The sequence below is a fragment of the Sorangium sp. So ce128 genome (assembly GCF_051525245.1).
Classification (GTDB): Bacteria; Myxococcota_A; Polyangia; order Polyangiales; family Polyangiaceae; genus Sorangium; species Sorangium cellulosum_B.
Map to the genome: position 1 here is coordinate 1,823,733 of NZ_CP150313.1, position 26,127 is coordinate 1,849,859.

At 72.2% G+C, this 26,127-nt stretch carries 14 protein-coding genes; 9 read left to right on the forward strand and 5 right to left on the reverse strand.

The genetic code is table 11. From position 1 onward, the window contains the following. Positions 1 to 26: 26 nt before the first annotated feature. Together WME82_RS07075 and tssC are read right to left on the reverse strand one after the other, a co-directional pair. The gene (locus tag WME82_RS07075) at positions 27 to 2,141 is read right to left on the reverse strand and encodes a M13 family metallopeptidase (RefSeq protein ID WP_438042199.1); all 2,115 of its coding nucleotides are present in this window, start codon (positions 2,139 to 2,141) and stop codon (positions 27 to 29) included. A gap of 81 nt (positions 2,142 to 2,222) precedes the next feature. Next, a complete protein-coding gene (gene tssC, locus WME82_RS07080) occupies positions 2,223 to 3,695 on the reverse strand; it encodes a type VI secretion system contractile sheath large subunit (RefSeq protein ID WP_437744724.1) in 1,473 nt (490 codons plus the stop codon). Between the two features lie 621 nt (positions 3,696 to 4,316). Between tssC and WME82_RS07085 the strand changes: the two genes are divergently transcribed. The 4 genes from WME82_RS07085 (at position 4,317) to WME82_RS07100 (ending at position 8,013) form a co-directional block, all read left to right on the forward strand. Beyond that, positions 4,317 to 4,577 carry a hypothetical protein gene (locus tag WME82_RS07085; RefSeq protein ID WP_437744725.1) on the forward strand — a complete coding sequence of 87 codons (261 nt, stop codon included), beginning with the start codon at positions 4,317 to 4,319 and terminating at the stop codon, positions 4,575 to 4,577. 48 nt (positions 4,578 to 4,625) lie between these two features. Next, positions 4,626 to 5,222: a hypothetical protein gene (locus tag WME82_RS07090; protein ID WP_438042200.1), complete on the forward strand. Its 597-nt coding sequence runs from the start codon at positions 4,626 to 4,628 to the stop codon at positions 5,220 to 5,222. 2 nt (positions 5,223 to 5,224) lie between these two features. Then, positions 5,225 to 7,378, forward strand: coding sequence for a heavy metal translocating P-type ATPase (locus tag WME82_RS07095; RefSeq protein WP_438042201.1), 2,154 nt, complete (start codon positions 5,225 to 5,227; stop codon positions 7,376 to 7,378). Positions 7,379 to 7,443: 65 nt separating this feature from the next. After that, positions 7,444 to 8,013, forward strand: a complete 570-nt coding sequence (locus tag WME82_RS07100) for a cytochrome C (RefSeq protein WP_438042202.1) — start codon at positions 7,444 to 7,446, stop codon at positions 8,011 to 8,013. Positions 8,014 to 8,036: 23 nt separating this feature from the next. Here WME82_RS07100 and WME82_RS07105 read toward each other — a convergent pair whose 3' ends face one another. After that, positions 8,037 to 13,121: a sensor histidine kinase gene (locus tag WME82_RS07105; RefSeq protein ID WP_438042203.1), complete on the reverse strand. Its 5,085-nt coding sequence runs from the start codon at positions 13,119 to 13,121 to the stop codon at positions 8,037 to 8,039. 419 nt (positions 13,122 to 13,540) lie between these two features. Between WME82_RS07105 and WME82_RS07110 the strand changes: the two genes are divergently transcribed. The 4 genes from WME82_RS07110 (at position 13,541) to WME82_RS07125 (ending at position 19,918) form a co-directional block, all read left to right on the forward strand. After that, positions 13,541 to 14,671 (forward strand): serine/threonine-protein kinase, encoded by a 1,131-nt coding sequence (locus tag WME82_RS07110; RefSeq protein ID WP_438042204.1) that lies wholly within the window; start codon positions 13,541 to 13,543, stop codon positions 14,669 to 14,671. Between the two features lie 197 nt (positions 14,672 to 14,868). Further along, positions 14,869 to 15,984, forward strand: coding sequence for a prephenate dehydrogenase/arogenate dehydrogenase family protein (locus WME82_RS07115; protein WP_438042205.1), 1,116 nt, complete (start codon positions 14,869 to 14,871; stop codon positions 15,982 to 15,984). Between the two features lie 718 nt (positions 15,985 to 16,702). Further along, positions 16,703 to 18,844, forward strand: coding sequence for a response regulator (locus WME82_RS07120; protein WP_437915192.1), 2,142 nt, complete (start codon positions 16,703 to 16,705; stop codon positions 18,842 to 18,844). 735 nt (positions 18,845 to 19,579) lie between these two features. Beyond that, complete coding sequence (locus WME82_RS07125; protein ID WP_437744733.1) at positions 19,580 to 19,918, forward strand: hypothetical protein; 339 nt, start codon at positions 19,580 to 19,582, stop codon at positions 19,916 to 19,918. Positions 19,919 to 20,639: 721 nt separating this feature from the next. Here the strand turns inward: WME82_RS07125 and WME82_RS07130 are convergent. Continuing rightward, the gene (locus tag WME82_RS07130) at positions 20,640 to 23,243 is read right to left on the reverse strand and encodes a GAF domain-containing protein (RefSeq protein ID WP_438042206.1); all 2,604 of its coding nucleotides are present in this window, start codon (positions 23,241 to 23,243) and stop codon (positions 20,640 to 20,642) included. 984 nt (positions 23,244 to 24,227) lie between these two features. On the opposite strand from WME82_RS07130, the gene WME82_RS07135 reads away from it, so the two are divergent. Next, positions 24,228 to 25,541 (forward strand): hypothetical protein, encoded by a 1,314-nt coding sequence (locus tag WME82_RS07135; RefSeq protein WP_438042207.1) that lies wholly within the window; start codon positions 24,228 to 24,230, stop codon positions 25,539 to 25,541. 82 nt (positions 25,542 to 25,623) lie between these two features. On the opposite strand, the gene WME82_RS07140 is transcribed toward WME82_RS07135, so the two are convergent. Beyond that, complete coding sequence (locus WME82_RS07140) at positions 25,624 to 26,109, reverse strand: gluconokinase (protein WP_437744737.1); 486 nt, start codon at positions 26,107 to 26,109, stop codon at positions 25,624 to 25,626. Between the last annotated feature and the right edge of the window lie 18 nt (positions 26,110 to 26,127).

Consider the following 26,127-nt stretch of genomic DNA (forward strand, 5'->3'; position numbering starts at 1 on the left):
CGTTTAACCGAGCCTGCCGCGCGCGGCTACCAGACAGCGCACGTCCTGGTCGGCCGCATCGGCGTGCCCGGCGCGCACTTGAAGGCCTCGCCGAACTCCGGGAGGTTCGCGAGCGGGCCGTTGACGCGGAACCGCGGCGGGGAGTGCGGGTTCACCTGGACCATCAGCCGGAGCGCCTCGTCGCGCAGCTTGCCGCACCAGGACTGCCCGTGCGCGAGGAAGAACTGCTGATCTTCCGTGAAGCCGCTCGCGACCGTCTGCTCCGCCGCGCCCTTGCGCATCGCGCGGTACGCCATGAAGGCGAGCTTCACGCCCCCGAGATCCGCGATGTTCTCGCCCAGCGTCAGCTTGCCGTTCAGCTTCAGCCCCGGCAGCGCCTCGAAGGCCGAGTACTGCGCCTCGACGCACGCGGTCTTCTCCCTGAACGCCACCCCGACCTCCTTCGACCACCAGTCCTCCAGGTTGCCCTTCTGGTCGAACTGGGAGCCCTCGTCGTCGAACCCATGCGTGAGCTCGTGCCCGACCACCATGCCGATGCCGCCGAGGTTCACCGCCGCGGCCGAGCTCACGCTGTAGAACGGCGGCTGCAGGATGCCGGCCGGGAAGACCATGTGGTTGCGCTGCGGGTCGTAATAGGCGTTCACGGTGGGCGGGCTCATCTGCCACTCGTCGCGATCGAGCGGCTTGTCGATCTTCCCGAGGTCCCACTGCGTGTGGAAGGCGCGCGCGGCGAGCGCGTTCTTCGCGTACGATCGCGGATCGACCTCGAAATCGTAGGTCCTCCACTTGTCGGGATATCCGATGAGGTACGCCATCGCGGCGAGCTTGGCGAGCGCGCGCTGCCGCGTGCCCTCATCCATCCAGTCGAGCGCCCGGACGTTGCGCGCGAACGCGTCGCTGATCTGGTGCACCATCGCCTCGGCCGCAGGCTTGCTCGCGCCGGGGAAGCTCGTCTTGACGAACGGCTGCGCGAGCAGCTCGCCGAGCGCGTCATCGGTCGCGTCCACGCAGCGCTTCCAGCGCGGCCGCACCTCCTTCTGCCCGGTGAGCGCGGCCTGCAGCGTGAAGCTCTCGTCGACGAACGCCTTGGGCAGCGCGGGCGTCATGGAGCGCACCACGTGCCACGAGAGGTAGCTCTGCCACGCGGCGGGCTTCACCGACGCGAGCAGCCGGGAGAGCCCCTCGAAGAACCGGACGGAGGTCACGTTGACCTCCTTGACGTCCTGGAGGCCGAGCCCCTGGAAATACGCGTCCCACGAGAACGCCGGCGCTGCCTTCGCGAGCGCCGCCCGGTCGAGCTTGTTGTAGAGGCCCGCCGGGTCCCGCCGCTCGACCCGCGTCTTCGAGATCTTCGCGAGCTCGGTCTCGATCTGCACGACGTCGAGCGCCGCCGCCTTCGCCGCCGCCTCCTGCGCCCCGGCGAGCCGCATCATCCGCGCGACGTGCTCCTCGTAGGTCTTGCGGAGCGCCTTCGATTTGTCGTCCTCGTTGAGGTAGTAGTCGCGGTCTGGCAGGCCGAGCCCGCTCTGGTCGAGCTGCGCGATGACGCGCGTCGCGTCCTTCATGTCCTGCGCGGATTCGATGTCGAACAGCGCCCAGATGCGGCGGCGGTGGAGCTCGGTGACGAGCGCCCCGAGGCCCTTCGGGTCGCGCACCCGCCGCGCCTTCGCGAGGAGGTCCGCGATGGGCTTCGCGCCGGCGGCCTCGACCGCGGGCTCGTCCATGCACGCGCCGTAGTAGGCGCCGATCTTCTTGGTCACCGGATCCCGGTCGCCGGCGCTCGCGGCGTCCTCGAGGATGCGCCGGAGCTCCGCCTCGTTGCGCTTCTCGATCTCGTTGAAGCTCCGCATCCAGGCGGACTCGTCCCCCGGGATCTCGGTCTTCGCCAGCCATCCGCCGCACGCGAACTGATAGAAGTCCTCGCAGGGGTTCGCCGATCGGTCGAGCGCGGCCTCGTCGAGCCCGACGCTCTCGAGCTTCGTCTCGACGACAGGGAGGCCCTGCGGCGCCGGAGGCATCAGCGCCTTCACGGCGGGGGGCGGGGGCGCCGGCGGCGGGCTCGCGGCGGGGCCGCAGGCCGCCAGCGCGGAGAGGGCCACGGTGAGCGCGAGGGGAGCGGCAGGCTGTCGGAGCGTGCGCATACAGCGCTCTACCACAGGCCGGCCGTTGCGCGGGCCCGCGATGGCCGCCCGCCGCGGGAATCCGCCCGGAGCGGGCCGGCCTCACTCCCGGTCGAGCTTGCCCATCAGGCTCAGCGTGAAATAGGCCCCCATGTACTTGAGGTGCGGGCGCACCTCGAGGTGGACCCGGTACCAGCCCGCGCTCCCCTCGACCTCGGTCACCGACGTCCGTCCCTTGCGGAGCGGCCTGCGCGAGCGCACGGCGGGCGACACGACATCCATGTCCGCGACATACTGGCTGAGCCAGCTGTTCAGCTCGCGCTCGAGGTCGCCGCGCTCCTTCCAGGTGCCGATCTGCTCGCGCTGCATGACCTTGAGGTAGTGGGCGAGCCGGCTGACGAGGAAGACGTAAGGCAGCTGTGTGCCGAGCCGGTAGTTGACCTCGGCGGCGCGCCCCTCCTCGCTCTGGCCGAAGTACTTGGGCTTTTGCGCCGAGTTCGCGGAGAAGAAGCAGGCGTTGTCCGTGTCCTTGCGGAACGTGAGCCCGATGAAGCCCTCCTCGCTGAGCTCGAACTCGCGGCGCTCGGTCAGCATGATCTCGGTCGGGATCTTCGTCTGGATGGCGCCGAGCGCCTCGTACTCGTGGAGCGTGAGCCCCTCGACGGTGCCGCCGGATTGCGGCCCGATGATGTGCAGGCACCAGCGGTGGCGCGCGAAGCTCTCGGCGAGCCGGGTCGCCATCGCGTAGGTGGGCGCCCCCCAGCAGTACGCCGCGTGGTTGCCGACGACGTCTTCCTCGTAGGAGAACGCCCGGATGGGGGCGGTGCTCGCCCCGTAGGGCAGGCGCAGGAGGAAGCGGGGGAGGAGCAGGCCGACGTAGCGCGCGTCCTCGGACTCGCGGAACGCGGTGTACTTCACGTACTGCGGCCCCTCGAAGAGCGCCTTGATGTCGCCGAGGTGCGGCACCTTCCGGTAGTCCTTGAGCCCGAAGAACTGCGGGCCCGCGACGGCCAGGAAGGGCGCGTGCGCCATCGTCGCCACCGCCGCGCATTTCTGGAGGAGCGCGATGTCCTGGGGCACGGGGCCGAACTCGTAGTTCGAGATGACGGCGCCGAACGGCTTGCCGCCGAAATTGCCGAACTCCGACGAATAGACGATCTTGTAGAGGCCGCTCCTCACGACCTCGGACGAGTCCTCGAAATCCGCGAGCAGATCGTCCTTCGAGCAGTTGAGGATCTCGACGCGGATGTTCTCCCGGAAGTCGATGTGATCGATGGCGAACTTCAGGCCGCGCCACGCGGCCTCGAGGCGCTGGAACACCGGGTGATGCAGGATCTCGTCGATCTGCCGCGACAGCCGCTGGTCGATCTCCGCGATCCACAGGTCGATGAGGGCGCTGTCCAGCGCCGCGCCGGCCTCCGGGCGGCCCGCGACCTTGCCGACCACCGCCTCCACGCCCCGCTTCACATCGTGGTAGGCGCCGCTCGTGGGGGCGACCCTCGTCTCCGCCAGGAGCTCCGCAAGGAGAGAGCCATTGCTCCCCATCACCGGCTCTTCGTGCTGCCCCGCTTGCATGTCCGGAAATTTACCACGGTCGCTCGCCGGCTGGAAGCGACGGACACGCCGGCGCCCGCGCGCCCCGCCCCGCCCGGGCCCGGGGCGGCATGGCGCGGCGCTGCCACAGGAGAAACGCGCGCTCGGCGCGCCTCGGACGCCCGCGCGGAACGCTCCCTCAGCACGCGAGTCAGGTGTCGACCGGACATGAAAAGCCCATGGCGATGGCGCGACTGCAGTGTTACAAATCACATGTGGGTGCTCCCACGGAAGCCGAAGACATAAGGGCTTTCGTTCGAGTCTTCCCTCTCGCACTCCCGGAACAGGCGCCGACGCCCCCGCGTCGACGCCCGTCCTGGTCGTGGCCGCGCGGCGCCGCGCGGCGCCAGCGCCCCGAACGGCTCGGGACCGAGTGAAATGGGCAGTGGGAACACGGCGGGACAGCGGACATCGCCTGTCTCTATCTCTCCGTGTGCCCCGTGCCTGTGTGATCCAGATTCTCTGTCTTTCGGCGCGCGTCTGCGCGTCGTCGGCATCGCGCGCCTTCGCGCGTCGTCGGCATTCGGCACGCCAAGGCGCGCCATCAGCGTTCGGCGCGCCAAGGCGCGCCATGGGTCGTGGATTTCGAGGAGAGGAGTGGGGATGGAACGCCTCGGGCTCGGCATCATCATCGGGATAGGTCTCACCAGCTTGACGAGGATCACCCGTCCGACCGTCAAGAGGGCCATGAAGCTAGGCTTCGTCGCCGTGGACGCGATCAGGGGCGCGCTCGGCGAGGGCAGGGAAAGGCTCGCCGACCTCGTCGCCGAGGTGAGGGAGGAGATGGCGCGCCAGGAGCAGCGCGCCGGCTCGGGCGGCGCGCAGGGGTGGTCGCGCGCGGAGATGGAGCCGCCCGGGAGCTGACGAGTGGAATGTTCCGGTGACCCGGCCTCGCGGGCCGGGAGGTGAGCCATGCCGAGCGATCGAGGGGTCGTCATCATCCACTGGGTTCCAGGGCGCGTGCGCCTCGCCGTTCCCGCGCTGCGCAGGGACCCGGCGAGGGCGGAGGAGATCGCGGAGCTGGCGCGCGCCTGCCCCAGCGTCGTCGATGCGCGGGCGAGCGCGTGGGCGGGGAGCCTCACGGTCGAGCACGAGCCCGATGTCCCGCTGGAGGACGTCTTCTCCGAGCTCGCGCACATCCCCGAGCTCTCGGGTTGTAGCTGTCGCCCGATCGATGGGCTCACGCCCTCGCCCTGCGCGGCGCCCGCCGAGCCGCCGAGCCCGGGCCGGACGGCGCGCCTCGTCGTCCAGGCCGCGGACAGGCTGAACGCGGCGTCGCAGGTCGTCCCCCCGCCGCAGGTCGACCTCAAGCTCCTGGTCCCGGCGCTCCTCGTCGGGTCCGGGATGCTCCAGGTGCTGCTGCGGCGCTCCCCGGCCATGCCCCACTGGATCACCCTGGTGAAGTACGGGGTCGACTTCTTCGTGGTGCTGAACCACGGCCGTATCCAGAGCTTCTTCGCGGGCGCGAGCGCGGGCGCGGGCGCACCCACCGGCGGCGAGGCGGGGTGACGATGGCCGCGCTCCTGTCGACCGCGACCGAGCCGGTCTCGGTGGTCCATGCGATCCCGGGCAGGGTCCGCCTGCTGCTCCCGCGCCTCGGGAAGGACGCGGCCTTCGGCCCGCTGCTCGAGGCGGGGCTCACCGCCGTGCCCGGGGTCCTGTCCGTGCGCATCGCCGAGGGCGCGTCGAGCGCCGTCGTCGAGCACGACCCGCGGCACGTCGACCTCGACGCCATCGTGCGCGCCGCCGCCTCGGCCTCCGCCGCGCCGGCCCCGCGGGGGGCGCTGCGCGCCGCGCGCGCCGCCCGAGAGGCGCGCCGCGCGGCCGCCCTCGCGAAGCGCCCTCTCTACCTGTCGAGCGTCGGCATGGTCCTCTCGCTCGGCAGCTTCGTCTCGCCGCTGCTCGCGTACCCGTTCATCGCCGCGACGTCCGCGCCCATCCTCAAGAGGGCCTGGGACTCGGTGGTGCGGGACCGCAAGCTCAACGTCGACCTGCTCGACAGCCTGGCGATCGCGTCGGCCGTGGCGACCGGAAACGCCATCAACGCGGCCGGCATCATCTGGCTGGTCACGCTCGGCGACCACATCCGCGATCTCACCCAGGCGCGCGCCCGGCGCGCGATCAGCGGCCTGCTCGAGTACCAGCAGGACCTCGCGTGGGTGGTCCGCGGCGACGCGAAGGTGCAGATCCCGGTGGCCGAGCTCGCCGCCGGAGACGTCCTCGTCGTCTACACCGGCTCGGTCATCCCGGTCGACGGGACGGTCACGGACGGCGAGGGGCTCGTCGATCAGCAGACGCTGACCGGCGAGTCGATGCCCGTGCTCAAGGGCCCCGGCGACCGCTGCTTCGCGGCGACCGTCATCAAGGACGGCAAGCTGTACATCCGCGCCGAGCGGGTCGGCGGCGACACGACCGCCGCGAGCACGGCGCGGCTCATCGAGAACGCGCCCGCGCTGGAGACGCGCGCGCAGAACTACGCCGAGCTCGTGGCGAACCGGCTCGTCCCGCCGGCCCTCGCCTGCTCGGCGGTCGTGCTCGCCGCGACCAGGGACCTCGGCCGCGTGTCCGCGATCCTGACGATCGACTTCGGCACCGGCCCGCGGGTCTCGGCCCCGACGACGGTGCTCGCGTCGATGAACGCCGCGGCGCGGCGTGGGATCCTCATCAAGGGCGGCGCCTACATCGAGAAGCTCGCGAAGGTGTCGACCGTGGTCTTCGACAAGACGGGCACGCTGACCTCCGGCATCCCCGAGGTGACGGACCTCCTCGTCCACGACGCCCTGTCCGAGCGCGAGGCGGCGACCCTCGCCGCCGCGGTGTCCGCGCGGCAGACCCACCCCGTATCGCAGGCCGTGCTCCGGCTCGCCGAGGCGTGGTGCCTGACGATCCCGGACCGGGAGGAGTCCCGCTACCTCGTCGGCCGGGGCGTGCAGGCCAGGGTCTTCGGCAAGGTCGTGCAGCTCGGCAGCCCCCGCTTCCTCGACGAGCTCGGCGTCGCCTGCCGCGCCGAGCCCGGCGCCAGGAAGGCGCTCGAGGCGGCGGCGAAATCGCTCCTCTTCCTCGCCGTCGATGGCCGGCACGTCGCCACGCTCGCCTGCCGCGACGCCATCCGGGCCGAGAGCCGCGCGACGATCCGCAGCCTGCGCGCGCGGGGGATCGAGGATATCGTCATGCTGACGGGCGACAGCCGCGAGGTGGCCAGGCAGGTCGCGCTCGAGCTCGGCATCACCCGGTACTTCGCGGAGATGCTGCCCGAGGACAAGGCGGAGATCACGCGCCGGCTGACGCAGGAGGGCCGCACGGTCGCGGTCGTCGGGGACGGCATCAACGACTCCCCGGCGCTGTCGTACGCCGACATCGGCATCAGCGTGTCCGCGGGCGCCGAGATCGCCCGGGAGACGGCGGGCGTCGTCCTCGTGGAGGACGACCTGTCGAAGCTCGTCGAGGCGATCGACATCTCGCGCGCCGCGATGCGCCTCATCCACCAGAACTTCTCGATGATCCTCGCCGTGAACGCGGTCGCGTACGCGCTGTCGATCCCCGGGCTCCTCAACCCGGTCGCGGCGACGCTCATGAACAACGGCTCCGCGGTCCTCGCCTGCGTGAACGGACTCCGTCCGCTCATGGGGGCGCCGCGCAGGAAGGCCCGCGCCGGCGGCCCCTAGCGCGCTCGTCCGCGCGCCGCGCCGCAGCCCGGCACGCGCGCTGCACGGGGAATGGAATGGTTGGAATGCAGAGCGAGACGCGCGGCGGATCGAGATCGTCCGCCGCGGACCGGGCGCGCGCGGGGCGCCGGACTGTGCAATGGCTGCCCGGCGCGGCGCTCCTGGTGTTGATCGGCTGTGCAGCCGTGTCACGGGCGCCTGCCTCGCCGCACGTCGCGGCGGGGAGCCCGGAGGAGGCCGGCCGGTACCTGATCCTCGTGGGCGGGTGCAACGACTGCCATACGCCCGGCTGGGACCGATCGGGCGGCAGGCTCCCGACCTCGGAGTGGCTGACGGGCAGCGACGTCGGCTACCGAGGTCCGTGGGGGACGAGCTACGCGGCGAACCTCCGGATCTCCGCCCACAACCTCAGCGAGGAGGCCTGGGTGCGGATGTTCCGCGAGGCCGCCGGCCGGCCGCCGATGCCATGGCTCAACTACGTCACCCTGCACGAGGGCGACCTCGTCGCGATGTACCGCTTCATCCGGAGCCTCGGTGAGAAGGGCGTCCCCACGCCCCGCGCGGCGCCGCCGGAGGAGGAGCCTTCGACGCCGTACATCCTCATGGTCCCGCAGCAGCCGAAGAGCAGGCCGTAGTCATTCCCTCGCGTCGTCCCGCGTCAGGCGTGCAGGCCGCCGAGCGTCGCCGACGCCGCGTGGCTCGCCGCCGGCCGCTCGCAGGGCAGCTCCACCGTGAACCGCGCCCCCTCGTCCGGCCGGCTGACGACGCGCACCGCGCCGCCGAGCGCCTCGACGATGCTCTTCACGACGTGGAGCCCGAGCCCGAGCCCGCCGAAATGGCGGCTCGACACCGCGCGCTCGAACCGGTCGAACACGTGCGGGAGCCGCCCCGCCGGGATCCCGATGCCCTGATCCTGCACCACGAGCTCTGCCGTGCCGTCCTTCCGCGCGACCGAGACGTCGATCGGCTTGCCCGCGCCGAACTTGAGGGCGTTGTCGAGCAGGTTCGAGACCACCTGCTCCAGCCTGCTCCTGTCCCACGATCCCACGACGGACGGCTCGGCGTGCACGCTCACGGACGAGCCGGAGTGCGCGATGCGCTCGGTGAGCCGCTCCAGGACGTCGTCCACGACCTCCGCGAGATCGACCGGCTCGACGTGCAGCTCCAGCCGGCCGGTGTGGAGCTGCGACACGTCCAGCACGTCGTCGATCAGCCGGACGAGCCGGTGCACCTGCCGATCCATCCTTTGCAGGGCGCGCGCGAGGCGCTCGTCGGACGCGTGGTCTCCCCGGCGGAGCAACGCCTGGAGGCCGAGGCGCAGGGAGGTGACGGGCGTCCTGAGCTCGTGCGACGCGACGCTGAGGAACTCGTCGCGGACGCGCACCGCGTGCTGCGCCTCGCGGTAGAGGCGGGCGTTCTCGAGGGCGATCGCGATCTGGTCGGAGAGGAGCTCCAGCACGTGGACGCGAGCGCGCGTGAAGGCGTACGTGGTGAGGTTGTTCTCGAGGTACACCACCCCGAGCCGCGCCTCGTTCCGCTGGATGGGCAGGACCAGGACCGACCGCGAGCCGCCCTCGGCGAAGTGACGATCGCGGTCGCGCTCCGGCGCGCTGTCCGCGTCGTCGAGCACGACGATCTCGCCCGCGCCGTGCGCGCGCTCGACGATCCGCCGGGGTACCTCGCACGACCGGGAGAGCGGCGTGCGCTCGATGGAGACCGGGGTGGCCACGGACCCCTGGGCCCGCACGAAGAGCTCCCCCTCTTCCTCGAGCACGAGCGCCCCGCACTGCGCGCCGGCCGCCTCCAGGCAGACGCCCAGGAGCTTCTCGAGCAGCCGATCGAGCACGATCTCGCTCGAGAGGGTCTCGGCGGCCTTGAGCAGGCTGAGCGCGTCGAGGGCGACCGCCGGCAGGCGCTCCTCGGCGAGCTCGGGCTCGTCGCCGGACCCGCCGAGCCCGAACTCCTCCGCGAGCGCGCGGGCCTTCTCCGAGGCCCCCCAGCGGGCGAACCCCTGGCGCGCGGCGCGCAGGTACATGGCCGCGATCCGCGCCCGCCCGAGCCCGTGGTAGAAGCGCCCAGCCAGCTCGTTGCCGAGCGCCGCGATGTGGACGAACCCCCCGCGCGCCGCCGCCTCGACCGCCTCGTCGTACAGCGCTCCGGCGAGCTCGAACCTGCGCTCGACGCGGGCGATCTCCGCGTCGACGAGGAGGCGCCGCGGGCGGAAGTTCTCCGCGCAGCCCGACTCCCACCCTCGCAGGAGGCGCTGCAGGTCCGCCGCGCGCGCGAGCAGCGTGGCCCTCTCCCGCTCGTCGGCCTCATCGCACCGCCACAGCAGCGTGAGCGCGGCGTACAGCGTGTACTGGCACCCTGGGATGTAGCCGCCGAGGAAGTGAATGGACGGGGCCGACGCGTCGGCGTGCGCGGTGGCCTGGGCCAGGTCCCGGAACAGGTACGAGGCCTGGAGGCGCAGGATGTGATACACGCACTTCGCTGGCGGTTCCCGCTGCACCGCTTCGAGGAAGGCCCGCTCGTCGAACTCGGCGTCTTCGGGCGCGTTCCGGCCCTTCGTCAGCCCCTTGAGGCATCGGATCATCTGCCGGTAGGAGAGCTGGTAGAAGAGCGTCGACTTGTTGCCGGTCTGCTGGCTGAACGCGAACCCGTCGTTCAGGTCGACGAGCACGAGATCGAGCTCCACCCCTCCGGCGAACGAGTGCCCCATGAGCCCGGTGCGCGCGTAAGACGAGAAGCGGAGCTCGCCGGACGACAGGCCCAGGGCGATGATCTCGCGGAACGGCTCCCCGCCCGAGGCGAGCGGCGCGATCCACGGGTGAACGAACTCGTTGTACATGTACCGGGCGATCGTCTCCTGGGCGCGATCCTCGAACCTCCGCGCGAGCTCCACGGCGAGCTGGCCGAAGCCCTGGGCGCTCGAGAGGTCGCCCTCGGCCGCCAGGAGCATCGCGTGCCCTGCGTAGGAGAGGATCGACTCGCGCGCGTTGCCGTGCTCCAGCGCGAAGCGGACGCCGAGGGAGGTGAGGAGCACGAGCTGCTTCCGGTCCGCGAACCAGGCGGGGGCCACCATCTCGGCGAGGAGCCTCATGCGGGCCCGCTCTTCCGGGCTGGTCACGCGGGGGAGATCGACGAGCGACTCGGGCGGGCGCTCCGCGAGGTGGCTGGCGATGGCCCGCCGCTGGGCCGTGATCTCCGCGTCGAGATCCGCCGCCGACAGCTCGACCCCGAAGTGCGCGCGCAGCGCGTCGCGCCCCCAGCCGAGCGCCAGATCGTGCTCGCCGGTGATCGTCGCGCTCATGATCCGGAGCGCCTCCAGGTCGACCTTCTCCGGGATCGACGCCGCGTGGCGGAGCCCCTCCTCCACGAGCGCGCGGGCCGTCGCGTGTTGATCGGTCAGCGCGGCGCACTCCGCCGCGTCGCGGTGGAGGGAGAACCAGAGCTCGTAACGCGAGCGGAAGGCGCCTTCCGGCAGCAGGCGGAGGCCGCTGCGGAAGTAGGCGAGCGCCGGGCCGAAGGCCGCGGCGCGGCGCGCCTTCACGCCGGCGCGGTGGTTGAGCTGCGCGAGGTGGTCCCGCTGCGCCGCGTCGAGCAGCGCGGCGCCGAGGTTCAGCTGGTCCGCGGCGTCGAACAGCGCGGCGTCCGTCCCGTTGGTGCAGGTGGCCTCGAGGAAGCGGCCGATCTCCAGGTGCAGCTGCATCCGCAGCTGCTCCGGCCCGAGCTCGTAGGCCGTCTGCTGGACCCGGTCGTGGACGAACCGGATCGCGAGCCCCGCCTCGCGCTCGCACGTGCCGTCGGGCACGACGAGCCCCTCGCGGAGCGGCTGGACGAGCGATGCGGTCGTCTCGTCGACGGATCGGCCGAGCACCGCCGCGATGAGCCTGAGCTCCGCGCGCCTGCCGATGCACGCGGCGACCTGCAGGAGCTCCTGCGCCGCTTCGGGCAGCCTGCGGACGGACTCCGACATCAGCTGGACCACGTTGTCGGTGACCCCGACCCGCTCGATCCGGCCGAGATCCCACGTCCATGTCGAGCGGAGCGCGTCGAAGAGGAGCAGGCCTTTCTCCTGGAGCGACCGGAGGAGCTGGCGGATGAAGAAGGGGTTGCCCGCCGTCTTGGCGAGGAAGAGCTCTGCGAGAGGGCGCGCCCGCTCCGGTTCGCAGCGGAGCGCCTCGGCGAGCATCGCGACGACCGCCTCGACGCCGAGCGGGCCGAGCGAGAGGTGCGTCATCGGGGGGACCTGCGCGCCCCGGATCTCCTCGATGGTCTGGTGGAGCGGGTGCGCGGCGCCGACTTCCCTCGAGCGGTACGCGCCGAGCAGGAGCACGTGCTTGCTGCCCGGATCCGCGGCGAGGGCGCGGAGGACGCGGAGCGACGCGGAGTCCGTCCACTGGAGGTCGTCGAGGAAGATCGCGAGCGGCGGCCGCTGGCTGGCCACCGCGCGCACGAAGTCCTGGATCGCGAGCAGGAAGCGGTTCTCCGCGCGCATCGGATCCGCGGCTGACAGCGCTGGCGCGTCCCCGAGGAGCTCGGTGAGCTCCGGGCAGAGCTCGCCGAGGGCGCGGCTCCGCTCGCTGACCGCCTCCCTGAGCTGCGCGCGGCTCTCCTCCGGCTCGGCGCGCAGCGCGGCAGCGAGGGCGCGGAGCGCCTCTGCCAGGGACGCATAGGGGACGTTCGCCGCGCGCAGGTCGAACTTGCCCTTGATGAACCGCCCGCCCCGCTCGGCGACGGCGGCCTGAAGCGCCTCGACGAGGGCGGTCTTCCCGACGCCAGCCTCCCCGGTCACCAGCACGAGCTCCGTCCCGCCGTTCGACACGCGGGCGAGCGCGCCGCGCAGCGCGGCGAGCTCGCGCTCGCGGTCGATCAGGCGCTCGGGCAGCGGGAGGCGCCGCGCGAGATCCATGCGGCCGAGCTCGAACGGCGCGATGGTGCCTGCGGCGCGCCATCGCCTCTGCGCATCGTCGAGGTCCTGGGCGAGGCACTCGGCGCTCTGGTATCGCAGATCCGGCATCTTCGCGAGGAGCCGCTGCACCAGCTCGGAGAGGGCCGCCGGGACACTCGGGATCACGACGTGTGCGGGCACGGGGCTCCTCGCCATGTGGGCGTGCACGAGCGCGAGCGGATCGGGGTCCTTGAAGGGCGGCGCGCCGGTGAGCATGGCGTAGAAGGTCGCTCCCAGCGCGTACAGATCCGAGCGCGCGTCGATGAACCAGCAGGTGCGCCCCAGCTGCTCGGGGGACAGGAAGGGGAGCGCGTCGAGCTTCTCGAGCTCCACGGCGCGGGGCATGCTCGTCAGCTCGGCCGCGTCCGAGAAATGGACGAGGGTGACCTGCCCGTCCTCGCCGAGGACCACGCGGCCTGGGGCGATCGCGCGGTGGACGACGCCGCTCCCATGGATGCGCGCGCACGTCTCCGCGAGCGCGATGGCGACGTCGAAGAACGCGTCCAGCGCGAGCGGCCCTCGGGCGAGCCGCCGCTCGAGGTCCTCGGGGCCTGCGTCCTCGAGGAGCAGCGCCGGCATGCTCTCCGGGCCCTCCAGCGCGAGCGGCCGCACGACCCCCGGCACGTCGAGCCGGCGCAGGAAGGCGTGCTCGCGCAGCAGGAGGGCCGCCGCGCCCGGGGCTGGATGACGCCCCCGAACGGTTTTCTGCACGACCCTCCTCCCGGCAAGCCTCTGTCTGCGGAGCAGAAATCGGCTGCAGCGGTGGACCTCAGTCGCTTCCGCCCGAGTCATACGCGTTCCCCCTCGCGCGTTGCCGCGAGAATATAAAGCAGGATGTGTGCTGGTGCGAGCCGGGAAGTCCCGGGTCTCGTGATTTGGGAGAGACGTCGGGTTGTGCGCTTCGCGCCATCGCGCGGCGGCTCCGCCCACTTCACTTCCTCTCGGCACGACGACGCGCGCTGCGCGGCCTCACCCGCGTCGCGAGGGCACCCTCCAGCGGTCATTTGCCAGGCCGTCGGGCCGCGCGGGCAAGGGGTGAAACGGGCGGGGGTGAGATGGGCAGGCGTGAAAGGGGCAGCGCGGCGCTGGCCTCGAGCTCCGGCGACGACCGGCGACCGCCAATCCGGCGAGCGAAGGTGCTAGGATGAAGCTGCGCATGTACGGGGGGCGGGCGGCTGCCCCCGCGCCGATGCGCGCTGCGGGGAGCTTTGATGAACGCACCTGTCGTCGCAGGGGACGTGATCGCCGAGAAGTACCGGGTCGACAGGATCTCGGGCAGCGGTGAGCAGGGGACGGTGGCCTTCGCGAGCCACCTCGTGCTTCCGCAGCGGGTCGCGATCGAGCTCCTGCTCGCCGACGGCAGCCCGGAGCGCGTGGAGCGCTCGCTCCGGGAGGCGCGCGCGGCCGTGGCGCTCAAGGGGGAGAACGTCGCGCGGGTGCTCGACGTCGGCCAGCTCGCCTCGGGGGTCGCGTACATCGTCACGGAGCACCTCGACGGGCAGGACCTCGCCGAGCTGCTCCGCGGCCGCGGCCGGATCGAGCTCTCGGAGGCCATCGACTGGGTGCTGCAGGCCTGCGTGGCGGTGGCCGAGGCGCACGCCGCGGGGATCGTGCACCGCGACCTCGAGCCGGCGCGCCTGTTCCTCGCGACGACCCCCGGCGGCGCGACGCTCCTCAAGGTGCTCGGCTTCGGCGCGTCCAGGGAGCTGCCCGGCGCGAGCGACGGCGGCGCGCCGGCGCAGACGCGGGAGGAGCTCGGCGCGCCGCTCTACATGTCGCCGGAGCGGATGCGATCCTCGGTCGCCGTCGACGCCCGCGCCGATGTCTGGTCGCTCGGCGCGATCCTGTACCGGCTCCTGACCGGGCGGCCGCCGTTCGAGGCGAGCTCGCTCGCCGATCTCGCGCCGCGCATCGCGAGCGCGGCGCCGGCGCTCCCGAGCGCGCTGCGGTCCGACATCCCCCCTGCCATCGACCGCGTGCTCCTCTGCTGCCTCGAGAAGGACCCCGCGCGGCGGCCCGCGAGCGTGGCCGAGCTGGCGATCGCGCTCGCCCCTCACGCGTCGGCGGAGGGCCAGGATCACGTGGAGCGGGCCGCGCGGCTCCTCGGCGCGACGCTCCCGCCGCGCCCCCGCGCCTCGCTCCCGACGATCGGGCTCGGGCTCAGCGCGAGGCCCCGTCCGCCCGAGAGCGCCGGACCGAGCTCGGAGGCGGGCCCGGTGACCCAGCGGCACGGCGCGTACGGCGCGCAGGACACGGGGCGCAACAGGGCGCGCATCGCGCTGATCGCCGCCGTCGCGTCGCTGCTCGCGATCCTCGGCGTGGCCGCGACGCAGCTCAGGTGAGCCGGCGCCGGCCGAGCCGCCGCGGGCGCAGGAGCGCCGCCTCCGGCCCTCGCCGGAGGGGCATCGTCGCCGCGAGCGCGGCAGGCGTGGAGAAGCCGGAGAGCCGTCCTGTCTCCCACGGACGCGGTCGCAGATCCTCGCGGCTATGCCGAGAAAACGTGACATCCGCGTAGACCGGCTGTCGTAGAATCCGCCGCATGCCGCATTCTCTCCCGCATTCCGGGGGCGGTCTCGCTCCGCCCGCGCGCATCGGCAAGGTCGCATTCCTGGGGTATGGCCGCTTCGGTGCGGCGCTCGGGTCGTTGCTCCACGATGCGGGGATCTCGGTGCGCGCGTTCGACCCTTCCGCGGAGATCCGCGGCGCCGCGCGGGCCGCCTCGCTCCCGGAGCTCGTGGACGGCGCGGATCTCGTCATCGTCGCCGTCCCGGTGCCGGCGGTGCGCGAGGCCCTCCTGTCGCTGCGGCCGCACCTTGCGCCGGGGCAGCTGGTGGCCGACGTGGGCAGCGTGAAGAGCGTGCCGGCGAGCGCCATGGCCGAGGTGCTCGGCGAAGGCCGGCCCTGGGTGGCGACGCACCCGCTGTTCGGCCCGGCGAGCCTCGCTCGCGGCGAGCGCCCGCTGCGCGTCGTCGTCTGCCCGAACCCTGCGCACCCGGACGCGGTGCGCCGCGTCATCGCGCTGTTCGAGCGGATCGGCTGTCAGGTGCTGGAGCAGGCGCCGGAGGAGCACGACCGCGTCATGGCCTTCACGCACGCGCTCGCGTTCTTCATCGCGAAGGGCATGATGGACGCGGGCGTGCCCGCCGGCGCGCCCTACGCGCCGCCCTCGTTTCAGGGCATCGCGCACACGATCGAGACGGTGCGCGTGGACGCGGGGCACCTGTTCGCCGCGCTGCACCGCGAGAACCCCTTCGCGGGCGAGGCGCGCCGCCGCCTCATCGACGCGCTTGTCGCCGTCGATCGAAGCCTCGACGTCCCGACCAAGGACGCCGCGCCCGAGGTCCTCGCCGCGCTCGCGATCCCCGATCTCGGCGCGCTCTCTCCCGAGCTCCGCGAGGCGCGGGAGCTCATCGACGACCTGGATCTGGAGCTCGTCGGCCTGCTCGCGCGAAGGGCCGAGCTCGTCCAGCGCGCCGGGCGCGCCAAGGCCACGATCGGGGCGGCGGTCCGGGATCCGGTGCGCGAGGCGCGGCTGATGGAGTCGCGCCGCCGCTGCGCCGTCGAGCTCGGCCTCGACCCCGACGGCGTCGCCGAGGTCTTCGAGGTGATCCTCCGGCACTCGCGCTCGCTCCAGGAGCGGCGCTCCGCCGTCTAGCGCGCGGCGCAGGCGGCGGGCTCCTCACCACCGAAACTCGAGGCACACCAAGCGCGTCGAGCGGGTATCGACAGAGGGTCAGGAGAGCGTCGATGCATCGCTGTCCACGCCACTTGCGTCGGTTTTCTTCGTGTTCTCTCCGATTCTCGCGCTCCTCTCATGGCCTCTTCGAGGGGGAGCCTCGGTGGCGCACGAATTCCTCTTTCCACCCTGGCGTGCTCCGGTGTAGGGTCTGCGTGCGGGGATCATGCACCGGCGTCAGGCGCCCCCTTGTGGATACTGCAGGCGAGACCTGGGTCGCAGGTAAGACAGCGCCTCGATTACGATACGAGCTCGTCGGCGCAGCGCAGCGCACGGGAGGAGCTGGATGGATCTGCGGAGCGGCCATGCCGGGCGGGTCGAGCGTTCCGGGGCTGAGCGTGGCCGGCGTGCGCTCCGCGCGCCGGCGCCCCCGCGCAGGGCCGCCTCCGGGAAGGCTCTCCGGCGCCCAGGGGGCGCTCCGGCAGGTGGGCGGGCGTGCTCACCCTCCGCCGCGGGCGCGCGCTGCGTCCCTGCGGCGACGTGGTTTCCCCGAGCCTCCTCGCACGGAGCGCTGGAGCGGGCTGGAGCGGACGCGGCAGACGCCGCCCGAAAGCGGTGGACACCGCCCCATTCCTGAGGATGCTGCGAGGCTGGCCGCGGCGCTGACAACGGAGCAAGGGGGGCAAGGAGACGCGGGATGAGGGCAGAAGTAGGCAGAGTCAACATCCTGATCGTTGACGACAGGCCTGAGCAGCTCCTCTCCCTGGAGGCAGTCCTCGCGCCGCTCGGCGAGAACATCGTCAAGGCGGCGTCCGGGAGGGAAGCGCTTCGCCATCTCCTTCAGGAGGAGTTCGCGGTCATCCTCCTCGACATCAAGATGCCTGAGATAGATGGGTTCGAGACGGCGACGCTCATCCGCAAGCGGCGGAGCACGCTGCACACGCCGATCATCTTCCTGACGGCGCACACCGAGCGCGTCTATGTCGAGCGCAGCTATTCGCTCGGGGCGGTCGATTACATCATGACCCCGTTCGCCCCCGAGGTCCTCCGCACCAAGGTGTCAGTCTTCGTCGATCTCTTCAAGAAGACACAGAAGATCAAGCTCCAGGCGGAGTCGCTGCGCGCGCACGCGGAGCAGCTCCAGCGGCTCAACCGCGCCGCGCTCACGATCAACTCGGCCCTGTCGCTCGACGCCATGGTCGCGGCGATCACGGAGGCGGCCCGCGACGTCGGCGGCGCCCATCAGGCGATGACCCTCGTAAAGCTGGAGCGGCCCGGTGAGCGGGCGCGGACCGCGGTGTCGCTCTCGGAGCGGTACACGACGTTCCAGAAGGAGGCGCCTCCCCCCATCGCCGGCAAGCTGTGCGCGCTCGTCTGCGCCAGGAACAGGCCTCTCCGGCTGACCCAGCGAGAGCTCTCGCTGCACCCGGAGTGGCTGGACAACGGCGGGCAGAGGCCGCCGCCGCGGGGGTACCTCGCGGCGCCCCTCACCGCCGCCGACGGCCAGAACATCGGGACCATCCAGCTCTCGGATCGGAACGACGGCGAGTTCTCCGACGACGACGAGACCGTCCTCGTGCAGCTCGCGCAGCTCGCTTCCATCGCCATCCAGAACTGCGTGCACGCCGAGGCGCGCGAGGCGAACCGCATGAAGGACGAGTTCCTCGCCACGCTCTCCCACGAGCTGCGCAGCCCGCTGAACGCGATCCTCGGCTGGACGCACCTCCTGCGGTCCGAGCCGTTCGATGAGCAGCGGGTGTCCCACGGGCTCGAGGTGATCGAGCGCAACGTGGCCGCGCAGACGAAGCTCATCGAGGATCTCCTCGACGTCTCGCGGGTCACGACGGGCAAGCTGAGCATCAGCGCCGCGCCGATGGCGCTCGCGCCCGTCGTGGAGACCGCCATCGACGCGATCCGCCCCGCCGCCGAGGCAAAGGGCCTCACGATCGACGTCTCGCTCGACCCGGACATCGAGGTGAACGGCGACGCGGATCGGCTGCAGCAGGTCGTCTCGAACCTCACGTCCAACGCGCTCAAGTTCACGCGTCCCGGGGACCATATCCTCGTCTCCCTCCGGCGGGCCGGCGCGACGGCGGAGCTCACGGTGCGCGACACGGGGGAGGGGATCGCGCCGGATTTCCTCCCGCTCGTCTTCGAGCGCTTTCGCCAGGCCGACAGCACGAGCCGCAGGACACACGCGGGCCTCGGCATCGGGCTGTCCCTTGTGCGCCAACTCGTCGAGATCCACGGCGGCTCGGTCGTTGCCGACAGCCCTGGGTTGCACAAGGGGTCCACGTTCGTGGTCCGGCTCCCGCTCCTCGGGGTCGAGCGCAGCTCGCTCCCGGCGCTCATGAGGGAGGGGAGGTCGCGCTCGCTCGCTTGCTCGGAGTCCGCGTCCAACCTCGGCGGGGTCCGCGTCCTGCTCGTCGAGGACGACGCGGACGCCAGGGAGCTCCTTCAGGAGGTGCTGTCGCAGCACCACGCCGAGGTGACGGCCGTGGCCTCGGCCCACGAGGCGCTCGCGGCGTTCTGCGCGGATCTCCCGCACGTGCTCGTGAGCGATATTGCCATGCCGGGCGAGGACGGCTACGAGCTCATCCGCGCCATCCGCCAGCGCCCGCCGCAGGCCGGCGGTGATCTGCCCGCGCTGGCCCTGACGGCCTATGCTCGCAAGGAAGACCAGAAGCGCGCGCTCGAAGCCGGCTTCCACATGCACGCCACGAAGCCGATCGAGCCCGCCGCCCTCGTTGCCGCCGTGGCCAGCCTCGCGGCCCGGGCCCGCGCAGGCGACCTCCCCTGCGCCCGGGAGCGAGGGTCGAGCGAGGAGATCAACCCGTGAAGATCGCGCGGAGACGACGGGCCGCGGGCGCTCCATAGCGGCGCGCCTCCGCGTTCTCTGCCGCTCGCATATCCAACCTGAGCTCGCCCGCTACCTTGCCCGACCCGCCGGCGATATCGGGTCTCTCCCCAGCGTGCCTGCGCTCATGAGCAGGGACGAGGACCATGGCCGATGAGCATTGGGCCTGAGACTTGCACTTCATGACGCGAACGTGTCCTCATGACCAGACCGGGAGCCGACCCATCGGTGGCCAGACGAGGCGCGTCCGCGCTGCAGTCGGGCTCTGTTCGCGTGTTGCGCGGCGCCGGCGCCGCTCCTCCAGGTCGCTCACGCGAGGAGGCTTTGGCTCATGGGGCCCTCACCTCTGGAGGTCAATCCGTTATGGCGGATGAGCTGTCAGGCACAGTCGCTCTTCACGCGTCATGTTCGCCCGCGCCGATGTAGGCGAATGTGCTTGACCGGTGGGCGCTCACGGGGGGGCACCCACATGCAACGATGATGCAGTGAGACAAAAAGCTTGCGTAATCCAGTATGGTGGCCTATCGTCCACCATAACGGAATCGCCACGGAGTTGACACCGGCCCATCGAATGCAGCGTGCTCATAGCGCTTTTTAGGGCGCACATTTTGCGCGAATTTGCGCGGATTGAGTCGCTTGGCGGTGTGGAGCGGTGATCGGCGCGGGGTTCTGCCGAGTCATTCTTTGGGGGGGACAACCCAACGGAGAGAACGAACCATGAACGCTTCGAAGAGCATCTTTGCAAGCGCGCTGCTGCTAGGCGCGACCATGATGATGATCGGCGCCGGATGCGGCGATGACGGGGAGACCAACACCACATCCTCCTCGACGACGACGAGCTCGGCGTCGGGCACGGGCGGCGAAGGCGGCGAAGGCGGCGCCGGCGGCGAGGGTGGCGCGGGTGAGGGCGGCGGCACCGGCGGCGAGGGTGGCGCGGGCGAGGGCGGCGGCACCGGCGGCGCGGGTGGCGAGGGTGGCGCGGGCGAGGGCGGCGGCACCGGTGGCGCGGGCGGCGCGGGCGGCGCCGGTGGCGCGGGCGGCGCGGGCGGCGCCTGAGACGAGCGCGTCGATAGCGGCCATCCCCCGCCGAGCCCGCGGTACGGCGGGCGGGGGATAGGCTGCGGAGCGCCACTCATCACCTCCCGTCCCCATGCGCCATCGCGGCTGCATGGCTCGGTCTGGCTTTGTTCGGCGCTCTATCGCGATGTGCAGGTTCGTGGGATGCTAGCTCGACCGCCAGGCCAGCGCGTTAGGCGTGCGAACGTGCGCTGAAGCGAGCCGAACGACGCGGATGAGCCCGTAGCGCACGAAGTTGCGCCGCGCTGTAGGCTCGGGAATCACGGGTGGGCTGGGAGACGGCAAGTGCTTTGTGTCCTCCCACCGTCCCGTGGTGTCCCGAGCATTTTGATTTCAGAACATGTGCCTGTCAGCGCCGGCCTCGAGGGCTGTGTGCAGGACGGCGTCTGCGCTGCTGCCGCGCGCTCTACCGCGCTGCCACGTGTCTTTCGCGCTGCGGCGTATCTTGTTCGCACGACTGCGTTCCCCTTCGCGCTTGCACGCATCTCGGACGGAGCCATGGCGCGCGGACGCGCCCACGCTATGCATGTTTTGCGGCCCCTCTGGTGCCGGCGTCATGGATTTTCCAGAGGGGGTGTCCCCTCCGCGATGTGAGCTTTGCCCACGGCGCCCCGCGAAGCCTCGCTGAAGCTCTCCCCTTCCTGGCGAGGAATCCTGTCGGGTGGGATGGACCCCCCGGACGTACCTCGCTGTAGCGGGGCTAGCGCGCCTCGTTGCAGCGCCGAAGCTCGCTCGTGGGGCTAGCGTCGCGGTTGCACGCGCGGAGCTCCTCGGTGAGGCGAGCGACCTCGTCGACGAGGGCCTCGTTGCAGCGACGGAGCTCGCGCGAGGTGCTCTGCGCGTCGCGGTGGCGCAACGCGTTGTGCACGGCCACCGCCGCCTGCGATGCGAGGAGGCCGCAGAGCTCGACCTGGCCGGCGCGGAACGCGCCAGCGGTCGCGCCGTTCTCCGCGTAGAGCACGCCGGTGAGGCGGCCCTGATGCGTCATGGCGAGGCACAGGATCGATCGAAGGCCGCCCTCGAGCAGGTAAGGGTCGTCCGCGAACCGCTCGTCCATGGCCGCGCTGGTGAGGGCGATCGGCTGCTGTGTCTGGGCGACGTGCTGGACGACGCTCGCGGCGAGATCGGCGGTGGACTCGAGCGGCGTCGCAGGTCCGAGGCGGACCCCTCCGCGTTCGCCGTCGAGCTCGGCCTCGATGGTCAGCGCGCCGTCGCGCGCGAGGAGCAGCACCGCGCGCTGCGCCCCCGCGCTCTCGCTCAGGGCCCGGAGGAGCCGCTCGAAGAGGCGCTCCAGGACGAGCTCCCCGCAGATCGCGCGCGAGACGCGGAGGAGGGCGAACGCGTCGAGCGACGTGGGGCGCTCCGTGCTCGCCGGGAGCGCGGACTCCGGCGGACGGCTCTGCTGCCCGACGAGCGCGGCGCGCGCCACGAGGTGCGGGTACTTTCGCGACAGCTGTCGCGCTTTGGCCTGCGCGCCCCACCGCAGATAGCCCTCGTGGGCGTCGGCCATGTAGACGTGGGCGATCCTCTCCCTGCCGCTCGCCAGGTGGAACTTCGCGCAGAGCTCGCTGGCGAGCGCCTCGTCCCGGACGAAACCGTTCACCTTCGCCGACTCGATCGCCTGATCGTAGAGCTTCATCGCCGCGAGCTCCTCGCCGGCGGCGCGCGCGGACTCCGCGCGGAGGAGGAGGTGCTTGTGACGGTAGTTGTCCGGGCACCGCTCGGCCCACTCCGAGAACCGATCCCGGTAGCTCGCCACCGAGACGGTGGTCAGCTGCCGGCCGCGCGCCAGCGCGGGCGAGAGCAGCGTCAGGCAGGTGTAGAAGAACACCTCGGTCGCGAGGTGATCGTCGACGCCGCCCTGCATTCTTGCCTCGGCCAGCGAGCCCATCCGCAGCGCCCCCTCGTGGTCCTCGTTGAGGAAGCAGATCTGCTGCCGCAGCGCGTAGTGGACGCGCGCGGCGGCGCCGTGCGCCGGCGCCGAGAGCTTCGCTTCATCCCCTGCGTCGTCGAGATCGCCGTGGCTGGGCGGGCGTGACGCGCCGGCGCGCGTCGCGTCCATCAGGTCGTCGAGCGCGCGGCGCACCCCGGTCAGCGCGAGGGCGGCGAGCTCCTCCCGCGCGCGCCGCACCAGCGAGAGGAACCCGTCGACCTCGGCCCGCACCGCCTCGCACTCGTCGCCGAGCCCGAATCGAACGAGCGCGGTGTGGACGCACGCCTGGGACAGGTAGGTGAGATCGCCCGTCCTGTGCCCCGCCTCGAGCGCAGTCTGGAAGAGATCGAGGCTGGAAAGGAGGTGATCGGTGAAGACGCTGACGTGGGCTCCGAGCACGACGCGCAGCCGGCAGGAGAGCTCGGGCTGTCCGGACCGCTCGTTCATCTCGAGCGCGAGCTGGCCGAGCTCGTAGGCCTCGTCGTAGCGGCGGAGCACCCGCGCGGCGACCCAGGCGTAGGCCATGAAGCCGTACGGGGAAACTCCGCCGTGGCCGCGCTCCAGCGACAGGTTGACCTGCCTGGCCGCGATGAACGTGCAGAGCGGCGGGTTCACCGTCGCGGCGGGGAGCATGAGGGCCATGAGGAGCCGGAGCGCCGCGCGGGTCCGGGCGTCCGACGCCTCGGGCTCGTCGAGCAGATCCTTGAGCCGGCGCGTGCCGAGCGCGGCGCGCGCGGCCGCGAGCTCGGCGTCTGCCGCCGCCTTCCGCCCCGGCCCGTCCTCGGGGAGGGGGACGCCGAGCATCGCGAGGGCCGTCTTTCCGAGCGCCACCGCCTCGTCGAGCCGGCCCTGGGTTGTGTACACGGCGATGCGCAGCTCATGCGCCCTGGCCCGCTCGAGATCCGAGCGCGCCTCCGCCGCGAGCACGTCGAGCAGCGCCTCCGCGCGATCGAGCCGGCCGCCGAGGTGCGCGCACTCGGCCGCCTCCGCGTGCAGCGAGAAGGCGATCTCGTGGTCTCGCTTGAAGCTCCCGTCTGGCAGCGCCGCGATCCCGGCCTCGAAGAGATCGGCGGCCGCCGGGGTCGCGCCCCGCTCCCTCGCCTTGCGTCCCGCGGCGAGGTTCATCGCGGCGAGCGCCGCCCGCTCGCGCGGCTCGACGATCAAGGGCGCGCCGAGGTTCAGGTGGTGCGCGGCCTCGAAGAGCGCCTCGTCCGAGCGCTCGCGCTGCGATCGCGCCTCGGCCATGCGCCCGAGGCGGAGGTGGACCGCGCGCCGCTCCGCGTCAGGGAGGGCGGCGTAGGCGTCGATGTCGACCTTCAGCACCTGCGCACGCGCGGTGCGCTCGTCAGCGGGCTTGCAGAGCAACTTCATCGCCATCTCCGAGGCGATCGCGGGGGGCACCGGCGGCGAGGGCGGGGCGGGCGCGGGGGGGCCGCGCAGTCGCGCCTTCGCTCGCAGGGAGCTCCGTCGTGATCGTAGATGGATAGGGGGTCATGGAGCGGCCGGCGCCCGCGGTCGCGGGCTCCTCCAGCGGGAATACGTCCGCCGGAGTCGTGTGACAGCATCCTACCTTAAGTGGGCGTGGGTGCGCTACGGTGGTAGGCGCCCGTCTTTCCGGTCTGCGCGCGCCGCCGGCCACCCGGGGGAGCCGGGGGAGGGCGGCCTCGGGGTCCGCGCGAGCGCCCCGCCCGCGGCTCGCGGCTCGCGGCTCCCGACGCCCGCCCCGGCGTCAGGGCCGCCCGGCGTCAGGGCCTTGCGCGCGAGCAACCCTCCCCATCGCCTGCGCCTCGCCGGGCCAGGCGGCGTTCAAGATGCCAGTCGCTCGCGCCTCGACGGCAGCGGCGAGCGACTCGGCCAGATCTCGACCATCGATGATCTGGATCCGGAACAGGCGGTGTCCAGGGCGAGAGATGCCCTATCCATCTCTGTCGACGGCGCCTGCCAGTGCGTGAGTCGATCGAGCGCGCGACCGGGGTCGAATGGCCGGTGCGCCCGGGAGCGACGGTGTGAAGAGGACATGAAGCGGCGCTGAACGAACGCGTCCTCCTGCCCCGGATGAGCCCGCATCCAGCGAGAAAAGTTTGGATTTTTCAACTTCGCGAGAAGCTTGAAAGGCGCGGGCCATGGTCCGCATCCTGCAGTGTTTCCAGTGTGCCCGCGTCGAGGCGGGAGAGGAGATGCAGTATGTGGTCTGTCTTGAGAGCACGGAGCGCCCTCTGCGGCGCCATCTGCTGTGGCGCCGGGTGTATGTCCTCGGAGGCTGCGGACATTGTGGCGGAGGGCGAACCGGGAGGCGACAGCGGCGGTGCGGCGCGGGCGAACGCGGAGCACGCCTCGCCTCCCGGGATGTGCGAGATGGGGGCAGTCGGTCCCGGAGGCGTGTGTCTGGGTGCCGCGGTCGTACCCGGCGGGCGGTTGGCCGGCGCGGCCGGGCTCGGCGACGGCGAGCGGGCCGAGCGGGCGTGCCGGCAGAGATCGTTCAGCCGGCAGTATCCTGGCAAGGGTGCGACGCTGCGCGGCTTCACGATCGACGGTGCCGGCCGCGCGCTGCTCGCCGGCTCCTTCGAAGGGGAGCTGACCTTCGGCAGCACCCGGCTGCGGAGCGCGGGCGCGACGGACGCCTTCGTGGCCGAGCTCGACGCGTGCGGCGCTCCGCTCTGGAGCAAGCAGTTCGGCGACGGCACGGCGCAGAGCGCCATCGACGTGGCCGCGAGCGGCGGGGGTCAGTCGCTCGTGCTCGGCGATTTCTCCGGCACGGTCCGCTTCGGCGCCCACCGGCTCACGGCGGCGTCGCCCTCGGGCGCGGACCTGTTCCTCGCGAAGCTCGGCCCGCGCGGCGCGGCGAGCTGGACGGCGCAGATCTCCGCGGAGGAGGACGCGATCCTGAGCGGTACGGCGCTCGCCGCCGATGGCCGCGGCGGCGCGCTCGTGCTCGGCAGGCTGGAGGGGGCCGCGAAGGTCGCCGGCGCGCGGATCGAGCGGCGGGCCATCGGCGCCTTCGTCGTCCGGCTCGACGCCTCGGGTCGCTTCGCGTGGGTCAGCCTGCCGCCGAGCGGCTCCGACAGCGACGAGATCGGCATTGAGGTCGATCGCGACGGGAACGCGATCCTCGCGAGCCAGGACGGGCGGGGCACGGCGACGTTCGTGACCAAGCTGGACCGGAACGGAGAGCTCGTGTGGCACAAGCGGTTCCGTGGCTCGTCGGATCAGCTCGAGGAGGCGTACGACCTCGCCGTGGATCCAGAAGGCGCCGCGCTGCTCTCCGGCAGCGGCGTCTTCGGCGAGCCCGATCTGCCGGGCGGCCCGCGGCCGTTCGTCGCCAAGATCGGCCCGGATGGCCGCGTGATCTGGGTGAAGCGCTTCGACGCGCGGAGCCCCCGCCGCATCACGGCGAGCGGCGAGCGCGTGGTGCTTGCCGGCGATGCGCTGTGCGAGTCGGCGGATGAGCCGGCGTCGTGCAGCGCGTGGGCGGCCGGGCTCAGCTCCAGCGGAGAGGAGCAGTGGACCCGGCGCATCGGCGCGGACGTCCACGTCTCCGGGCTGGAGATGGACCCGTGGGAGAGCCCGATGCTGGCCGGGTCCTTCCAGGGCACGATGGCGCTCGGGGGCGAACGCCTCTCCAGCGACCAGGGCGCGCTCTTCCTGACCCGCTTGCCGGACCCGGGCTGACCGCGCGGGGGCGCTCGGGTTCTCCCGGAGAGATCGCCTGGAAAGCGCCCGGCGCCGGCAGACGGCGCGGCGCGGGTCCGGCTCACACGCCGAGCGCGCGGCGGACGGCGGCGACGATCTCCTCGGGGGTGCCGCCGACGTCGACGCGGATCGCGTCCTCGGGCGGCTCCAGCGCGGCGAGCTGCGTCGACAGGAGGCCGGGGGGCATGAAGTGATCCTTGCGCGCCGAGAGGCGCGCGGCGATCAGCGCTGGATCGCCGGTCAGGTGCACGAGGCGCATCCGCGCGGGGTCGACGAGCAGCTGCGCGCGGTGCGCCGCCTTGAGCGCCGAGCAGGCGATCACGGCGCCGCGCCCCTCGCCGAGGAGCTGGCGGATGCGCGCGGTGAGCGCCGCGATCCACGGCGCGCGATCCCGATCGTCGAGCGGCTTGCCGGCGCGCATCTTCTCGATGTTGGCGGCGGGGTGGAAGTCGTCGGCGTCGACGAGCTCCCATCCGAGCTCGCGCGCAAGGCGCGCCCCGACCGTCGTCTTCCCGGCGCCGCTCACGCCCATCACGAGCACGATCACGGGCGCCGCGCCTCTCCG